This is a genomic window from Cellulomonas sp. P4_B5_2 (genome assembly GCF_056402235.1).
Genome location: NZ_JBFUHU010000191.1, coordinates 1 through 7239, shown reverse-complemented (window position 1 = coordinate 7239; position 7239 = coordinate 1). Strand labels below are relative to the sequence as shown.

The 7239-nt window shown below is 72.2% G+C and carries 7 protein-coding genes; 5 read left to right on the top strand and 2 right to left on the bottom strand.

Going from position 1 to position 7239, the window contains the following annotated elements; all coding sequences use genetic code 11:
* Positions 1–251 precede the first annotated feature (251 nt).
* Positions 252–1700, bottom strand: coding sequence for a gamma-aminobutyraldehyde dehydrogenase (locus AC1DUQ_RS14190; RefSeq protein WP_477062913.1), 1449 nt, complete (start codon positions 1698–1700; stop codon positions 252–254).
* 174 nt (positions 1701–1874) lie between these two features.
* Between AC1DUQ_RS14190 and AC1DUQ_RS14185 the strand changes: the two genes are divergently transcribed.
* From AC1DUQ_RS14185 to AC1DUQ_RS14175, 3 genes are read left to right on the top strand one after another with little or no spacing between them, the layout of a single operon-like run.
* Complete coding sequence (locus tag AC1DUQ_RS14185; protein ID WP_477062912.1) at positions 1875–2351, top strand: Lrp/AsnC family transcriptional regulator; 477 nt, start codon at positions 1875–1877, stop codon at positions 2349–2351.
* Positions 2348–3724, top strand: coding sequence for an aspartate aminotransferase family protein (locus AC1DUQ_RS14180; RefSeq protein WP_477062911.1), 1377 nt, complete (start codon positions 2348–2350; stop codon positions 3722–3724). The genes AC1DUQ_RS14185 and AC1DUQ_RS14180 overlap by 4 nt, the downstream gene beginning before the upstream one ends.
* Before the next feature lie 2 nt (positions 3725–3726).
* Positions 3727–5070: an NAD(P)/FAD-dependent oxidoreductase gene (locus AC1DUQ_RS14175; protein WP_477074004.1), complete on the top strand. Its 1344-nt coding sequence runs from the start codon at positions 3727–3729 to the stop codon at positions 5068–5070.
* A 1-nt stretch (position 5071) separates the two neighbouring features.
* On the opposite strand, the gene dxr is transcribed toward AC1DUQ_RS14175, so the two are convergent.
* Positions 5072–6232: a 1-deoxy-D-xylulose-5-phosphate reductoisomerase gene (gene dxr / locus AC1DUQ_RS14170; protein ID WP_477062909.1), complete on the bottom strand. Its 1161-nt coding sequence runs from the start codon at positions 6230–6232 to the stop codon at positions 5072–5074.
* Between the two features lie 40 nt (positions 6233–6272).
* Here dxr and AC1DUQ_RS14165 point away from each other — a divergent pair, with 40 nt between their 5' ends.
* Positions 6273–6950: a PadR family transcriptional regulator gene (locus AC1DUQ_RS14165; RefSeq protein ID WP_477062908.1), complete on the top strand. Its 678-nt coding sequence runs from the start codon at positions 6273–6275 to the stop codon at positions 6948–6950.
* A gap of 65 nt (positions 6951–7015) precedes the next feature.
* A partial coding sequence (locus AC1DUQ_RS14160; protein ID WP_477074003.1) for an ATP-binding cassette domain-containing protein occupies positions 7016–7239 on the top strand: 224 nt, incomplete at its 3' end.

Sequence of the window (7239 nt, the reverse complement as noted above, 5' to 3'; positions counted from 1 at the left end):
GCCGCGACAGGTTCGCCGAGCGGCCTCGGTTCGACGCCTGTGCGACGAGCGCGCGGACGCGCGGGTCGGCGGGGGCAGGGCGGCGGTGGGGGCTCATGAGGCTCCTAGGGTGCCGGAGGGTGCCGCCGAGGACGACGGGTCGTCGGATCTTCGCAAACAGACGGCCGTCCAGCAAGGAATCCGTCGCGTAAGCACCCGCTCGCAACGAAAATGTTGCACGGATGGAACAATCGACCCCCGGATCCGTCGGCTCAGGCGTCGAAAGCGGACATCACGTGCTTGATGCGCGTGTAGTCCTCGAACCCGTACATCGACAGGTCCTTGCCGTACCCGGAGTGCTTGAACCCGCCGTGCGGCATCTCGGCGACGAACGGGATGTGGGTGTTGATCCACACGACCCCGAAGTCCAGCGCCCGGGACACCCGCAGCGCCCGGCCGTGGTTCTGCGTCCACACGGAGCTGGACAGGCCGTAGCGCACGCCGTTGGCCAGCGTGATGGCCTCGTCCTCGTCGGTGAACGTCTGGACCGTGATGACCGGGCCGAAGATCTCGTCCTGCACGGCCTCGTCGTCCTGCTTCAGGCCGGACACCACGGTGGCCTCGACGAAGTAGCCGACGTCGCCCACCCGGTGCCCGCCGGTCACGATCGACGCGTGGTCGGGCAGCCGGTCGAGGAAGCCGGTGACGCGGTCCAGCTGCAGCGCGTTGTTGACCGGGCCGAACGCCACGTCGGGGTCGCTCGGCACGCCGGTGCGCTGCCCCTTGGCCGCCTCGGCGAGGGCCGCCACGAAGTCGTCGTGCACCGACGCGTGCACGAGCACGCGGGTGGCGGCCGTGCAGTCCTGCCCGGCGTTGTAGTACCCGGCGCCGGCGATGCCCTCGGCCGCCCCCGCGAGGTCCGCGTCGGCGAACACGATCACCGGCGCCTTGCCGCCAAGCTCGAGGTGCACGCGCTTGACGTTGGCCGCGGCCGCCTCCGCCACCTGCGAGCCCGCGCGCACCGAGCCGGTGATCGCGACCATGTCGGGGCGCTGGTGGGAGACCAGGGCGCGGCCGGTGTCCCGGTCGCCGCACACGACGTTGAGCACTCCCGGGGGCAGCACCTCGTTGGCCACCTGGCCGAGCAGCAGCGTCGAGGCCGGCGTGGTGTCCGACGGCTTGAGGACGATCGTGTTCCCGGCCGCGAGCGCGGGCGCGATCTTCCAGATGGCCATCATCAGTGGGTAGTTCCACGGCGTGACCTGGCCGACCACCCCGACCGGCTCGCGTCGCACCCAGGAGGTGTGCCCCGCCATGTACTCCCCCGCGCTCAGCCCGTCGAGCACGCGGGCGGCACCGGCGAAGAACCGCAGCTGGTCCACGCACGGCGGCACCTCGTCCGTGGCGGTCAGGTGCAGGGGCTTGCCAGTGTTCCGGGACTCGACCGCGACGAACTCGTCGGCCCGCTGCTCGATCGCGTCGGCCAGGCGCAGGAGCGCGAGCTGGCGCTCGGCCGGCGTGGTGCGGCCCCACGTGGTGAACGCGTCCGAGGCCGCGCGGTAGGCCGCGTCGACGTCCTCGGCCCCCGACAGCGGCGCCCGGGCGTACTCGGTGCCGGTCGACGGGTCGATCACGGCCGTCGTGCGGCCGTCCGCGGCGGGCCGCTGGGCGCCCCCGATCACGTTGTGCAGCTCGAGGGTCTGGTCGGTGGCCTGGCTCACAGCAGTTCTCCTCACGGTCGGTGCGTGGCACGCTACGCCGGTCGAGGTCCTTTCGGGAGGCCGCACGGGGGCATTCGACCAGTCCGGGGGTCGCGAACGCCGAAATCAGAAGTTCACACGGCCTGTCGCGACGGATTCCTTGCATTGCGCCCCTCTGCCCACCACCATCGGCGGGTGGGCACACGCAGACCAGCACCCGGGCACCCGGCTCTCGACGACGTCTCCAAGGCCATCGTCGAGCAGCTCCAGGAGGACGGCCGGCGACCCTATGCGGCGATCGGCAAGGCGATCGGGCTGTCGGAGGCCGCGGTACGCCAGCGCGTGCAGCGCCTCACCGACTCCGGGGTGATGCAGATCGTCGCGGTGACCGACCCGCTGCAGGTCGGCTTCACGCGCCAGGCGATGATCGGCCTGAAGTGCGAGGGCGACCTGTCGCTGGTCGCGGACGCGCTCGCCGAGCTGCCCGAGGTCGACTACGTGGTGATCACCGCGGGCGGCTTCGACCTGCTGTGCGAGGTGGTGTGCGAGGACGACGACCACCTGCTCGAGGTGCTCAACCAGAAGATCCGCTCGCTGCCCGGGGTGCGGACCACCGAGACGTTCGTCTACCTGAAGCTGCGCAAGCAGCTCTACAACTGGGGGACCCGATGAGCACGACACCTCGTGGAACGGACCGTTCCCAGGCCGCCAAGGCCCACCTCTGGGGCCACTTCACGCGGCAGAGCGCCTGGGACCACGGCGTCCCGACGATCGTGCGCGGCCAGGGGCACCACATCTGGGACGACCAGGGCCGCAAGTACATCGACGGGCTCTCCGGACTGTTCGTCGTGCAGGCCGGCCATGGTCGCACCGAGCTGGCCGAGGCGGCACGGGTGCAGGCCGAGCAGCTGGCGTTCTTCCCGCTGTGGTCCTATGCGCACCCGCAGGCGATCGACCTCGCGGAGCGGCTGGCGGCCTACGCCCCGGGCGACCTCAACCACGTCTTCTTCACCACGGGCGGCGGCGAGGCCGTCGAGACCGCCTGGAAGCTGGCCAAGAACTACTTCAAGCTCACCGGCAAGCCGAACAAGTACAAGGTGATCTCCCGGTCCATCGCCTACCACGGCACCACCCACGGAGCCCTGTCCATCACGGGTCTGCCGACGCTGAAGCAGCAGTTCGAGCCGCTGGTGCCGGGCGCGCACAAGGTGCCGAACACCAACGAGTACCGCGCACCCGAGCACCTGCGCGACGACCCGAAGGCGTTCGGCCGGTGGGCCGCGGACCGCATCGGCGACGCCATCGAGATGGAAGGTCCGGACTCGGTCGCCGCGGTGTTCCTGGAGCCGGTGCAGAACGCCGGCGGGTGCTTCCCTCCGCCGCCGGGCTACTTCGAGCGGGTGCGCGAGATCTGCGACCAGTACGACGTGCTGCTGGTGTCCGACGAGGTCATCTGCGCGTTCGGGCGCATCGGGTCGATCTTCGCGTGCGACGACTTCGGCTACGTCCCGGACATGATCACCTGCGCCAAGGGCATGACCTCGGGCTACTCCCCCATCGGCGCCCTGATCGCCTCCGACAAGCTCTACGAGCCGTTCAAGACGGGCAACGCGTCGTTCGCGCACGGCTACACGTTCGGCGGCCACCCGGTGTCCGCGGCGGTGGCCAACGCGAACCTCGACCTGTTCGAGCGCGAGGGCATCACCGCGCACGTGAAGGAGTCGGCACCGGCGTTCCGGCGCACCCTCGAGGGTCTGCTGGACCTGCCGATCGTGGGCGACGTGCGCGGCGAGGGCTTCTTCTACGGGATCGAGCTGGTCAAGGACAAGTCGACCCGGGAGACGTTCGACGACGACGAGAGCGAGCGCCTGCTGCGCGGGTTCCTGTCGGGCGCCCTGTACGACGCCGGGCTGTACTGCCGCGCCGACGACCGCGGTGACCCGGTCATCCAGCTCGCCCCTCCGCTCACCTGCGGGCAGGCCGAGTTCGACGAGATCACCGGCATCCTGCGGGGCGTGCTGACCGAGGCCTGGGCGCGCCTGTGAGCGTGTCGCTCTGGTTCGACCAGCTGCCCGACCTCGCCCCGCTCGACCCTCTTGACGGGGACACCCAGGCGGACGTCGTCGTGGTCGGGGCCGGTCTGACCGGCTTGTGGACCGCGTACTACCTGCTCGAGGCGGACCCGTCGCTCGACGTGCTGGTGGTCGAGGCCGAGGTGGCGGGGTTCGGCGCGAGCGGGCGCAACGGCGGCTGGTGCTCGGCTCTCCTGCCGGTCTCCGGCGACGAGCTGGCGCGTCTGCACGGGCACGAGGCCGCCGCGGCGATGCGCGCCGCCATGCGGGACACCGTCGTCGAGGTCGGCGGGGTGGCGGCGGCCGAGCAGATCGAGTGCGGGTTCGCGTTCGGCGGCACCGTCACGCTCGCCCGCAACCGCCCGCAGCTGGAGCGCGTCGCCGAGGGAGTGGCCACCGACGCGCGCTGGGGAGACGAGTCGCACCTGCTCGGCGCCGACGGGGTCGAGGAGCACGTCCGCGCGACCAGCGTGGTGGGCGGCTCGTACACCCCGGACTGCGCCCGGATCCAGCCGCTGCGCCTGGTGCGTGGGCTGCTCGACGTGGTGCTCTCCCGCGGAGCCCGGGTGGCCGAGGGGACGCGCGCGCTGCGGCTGTCCCCGCGCGCGGTCGTGACCGACCACGGCATCGTGCGGGCACGCTGGGTGGTTCGCGCGACCGAGGCGTGGAGCTCGCAGCTGCCCGGGTCCGGCCGGGAGGTCGCCCCGGTGTACTCACACGTGATCGCGACCGAGCCGCTGCCGCCCGAGGTCTGGGCCGAGATCGGTCTCGACCGTGCCGAGACGTTCGCCGACGCGCGGAACCTCATCGTGTACGGCCAGCGCACCACGGACGACCGGATCGTGTTCGGCGGTCGCGGTGCGCCGTACCACGCCGGCTCCGCGATCCGTCCCGAGTACGACCAGGCGCGATCCACGGCCTCCCACCTCGCGCAGGCGCTGGTCGACCTGTTCCCGGTGCTCGACCGGGCCGAGATCACCCACCACTGGGGCGGGCCGCTGGGCGTGCACCGCGACTGGCACCCGTCGGTCGGGCTGGACGACGACGGGATCGGCTGGGCCGGCGGCTACGTGGGCGACGGCGTCGCGATGACCAACCTGGCGGGCCGCACGCTCGCGGACCTGATCACCGGGTCGGACAGCGCGCTCACGCGGCTGCCGTGGGTGGGCCACCGCTCCCCCGCGTGGGAGCCGGAACCCCTGCGCTGGGCGGGCATCACCGCCACGCGCAAGGCGACCACCTGGGCGGACCGGACCGAGGCCCGCACGGGTCACGCGAGCCGGTGGAGCGGACTGCTCGAGCACGTGCTCGGGCACTGACTCACGCGCGCGCCAGGAGCTCCTGCGCGCGGGCGCGGGCCCAGACCTCGGCAGCCAGCACCGCGTCCAGCGTGAGGGCGTCGGGCGTGGTGCCGTCGTGCTCGCCCAGGACGCGCTCGACCGTGGTGACGATGTCCAGGAACCCGATCCGCCCGGCCAGGAACGCCTCGACGCACTCCTCGTTGGCCGCGTTGTAGACCGCGGGGTGGGTGGCGGACGCCGCGACGGCCTCGCGCGCCAGGCGCACCGCGCCGAAGACGTCCTCGTCGAGCGGCTCGAACGTCCAGGCGGTGGCCTGCGTCCAGTCGCACGGCGGCGCCACCTCGGGGACCCGGTCCGGCCACGACAGCCCGAGCGCGATCGGCAGCCGCATGTCCGGCGGCGACGCCTGGGCCAGCGTCGAGCCGTCCACGAACTCGACCATGGAGTGCACCACCGACTGCGGGTGCACCACGACAGTGATGTCCGCGACGGGCACGTCGAACAGCAGGTGCGCCTCGATGAGCTCCAGGCCCTTGTTCATCAAGGTCGAGGAGTTGATCGTCACCACCGGACCCATCGACCAGGTCGGGTGGGCGAGCGCCTGCTGCGGCGTCACCGCCTTGACGTCGTCGTGCGACCACCCGCGGAACGGACCGCCCGAGGCCGTGAGGATCAGCCGCCGTACCTCGGGGTGCGTGCCACCGCGCAGTGCCTGGGCGATCGCCGAGTGCTCGGAGTCCACGGGCACGATCTGGTCGGGCCGTTGCCGCGCGGCGTGCACCAGCCGGCCGCCCACCACCAGCGACTCCTTGTTGGCCAGCGCCAGGGTGCTGCCCGCCTCCAGCGCGGCGAGGGTCGGCCCCAGCCCGACCGAGCCGGTGACGCCGTTGAGCACGACGTCGGCCCCGCGGCCGGCCAGCTCCGTGGACGCCTGCGGGCCGACGAGCACCTCGATGCCGTCGCCGAGGGCCTCGCGCAGGGGTGCCTCCGCGCGCGGGTCGGCGACCGCGACCGCAGACACGCCGAGCTCGCGCGCCTGCCGGGCCAGCAGGGAGACGTCACCACCACCGGCGGACAGGCCCACCACCGAGAACCGGTCGGGGTTACGGGTGACGACGTCGACGGCCTGGGTACCGATCGAGCCCGTGGACCCGAGGAGGACGACGCTGCGCTGTGTCACGCTGCCCATCTTCGTGCATCGCCCGTGGCAGGATCGCCGCATGCCCGCTCCCGCGACACCTCCGGGGTCCGCGACGCGCCTGCTCGTGCTCGGCTGCGTGCGGATCTTCCAGCCCGTGCACGGCTACTTCCTGCGCCGGGAGCTGGTCAGCTGGGAGATCGACCGGTGGGCGCACGTCCACCCGGGATCCATCTACAACGCCCTGAAGTCGCTGACCCGGTCGGGCCTGCTCGAGGAGGTCGGCGTCGCAGCCACCGGTCCCCGGCCACCGCGGACGACCTATCGCCTCACGGACGCGGGCGAGGGCGAGTTCCTGGGCCTGGTGCGCGCGGGCCTGCTCACTCTCGACGACCCCACCCTCCTGCTCACGGCCGTGAACATGGCCTTCGCGCTCCCCCGGGACGAGGTCGTCCGGACCATCGAGGCCCGGACCGAGCTCCTCAAGGGCGAGCTGACCGTGCTCGCGACGCAGATCGAGCAGATGCTCGCCGCCCGGGACACGCCCGACACCGCGACGGAGGTGGCGCGGCTGACCAGCGCACGCATCCGCGGGGAGCTCGAGTGGGCCCGCGAGTACCTCGAGCGCGTGAACGGCGGCGCCTACGCCTTCCACGGCGAGCCGCCCGCGTGGACGCCCACGGCCGAGCAGATCGAGATCGCGCGAGCAGCGGGGGTCGGCCCGGGCGTGGTCCTCGCGCTGGCGGAGGAGAACACGTAATAGTCAAGGTTGACGAGTAATAGTCCATCTTGAATACTGGGTCCTCCACCGAAGGAGGACCCCGCATGATCCATGCCCGCGGCCTGGCCCGCACCTACCGCACACGTCGAGGGGACGTCGATGCCGTGCGCGGCGTCGACCTCGACGTCGAGGCCGGCGAGATCGTCGGCTTCCTCGGCCCGAACGGGGCGGGCAAGACGACCACGCTCCGCATGCTCACCACTCTCCTGCGCCCCACCCGCGGCGACGCGACCGTCGCCGGCGCCGACCTGCGCAAGGACCCCGGCGC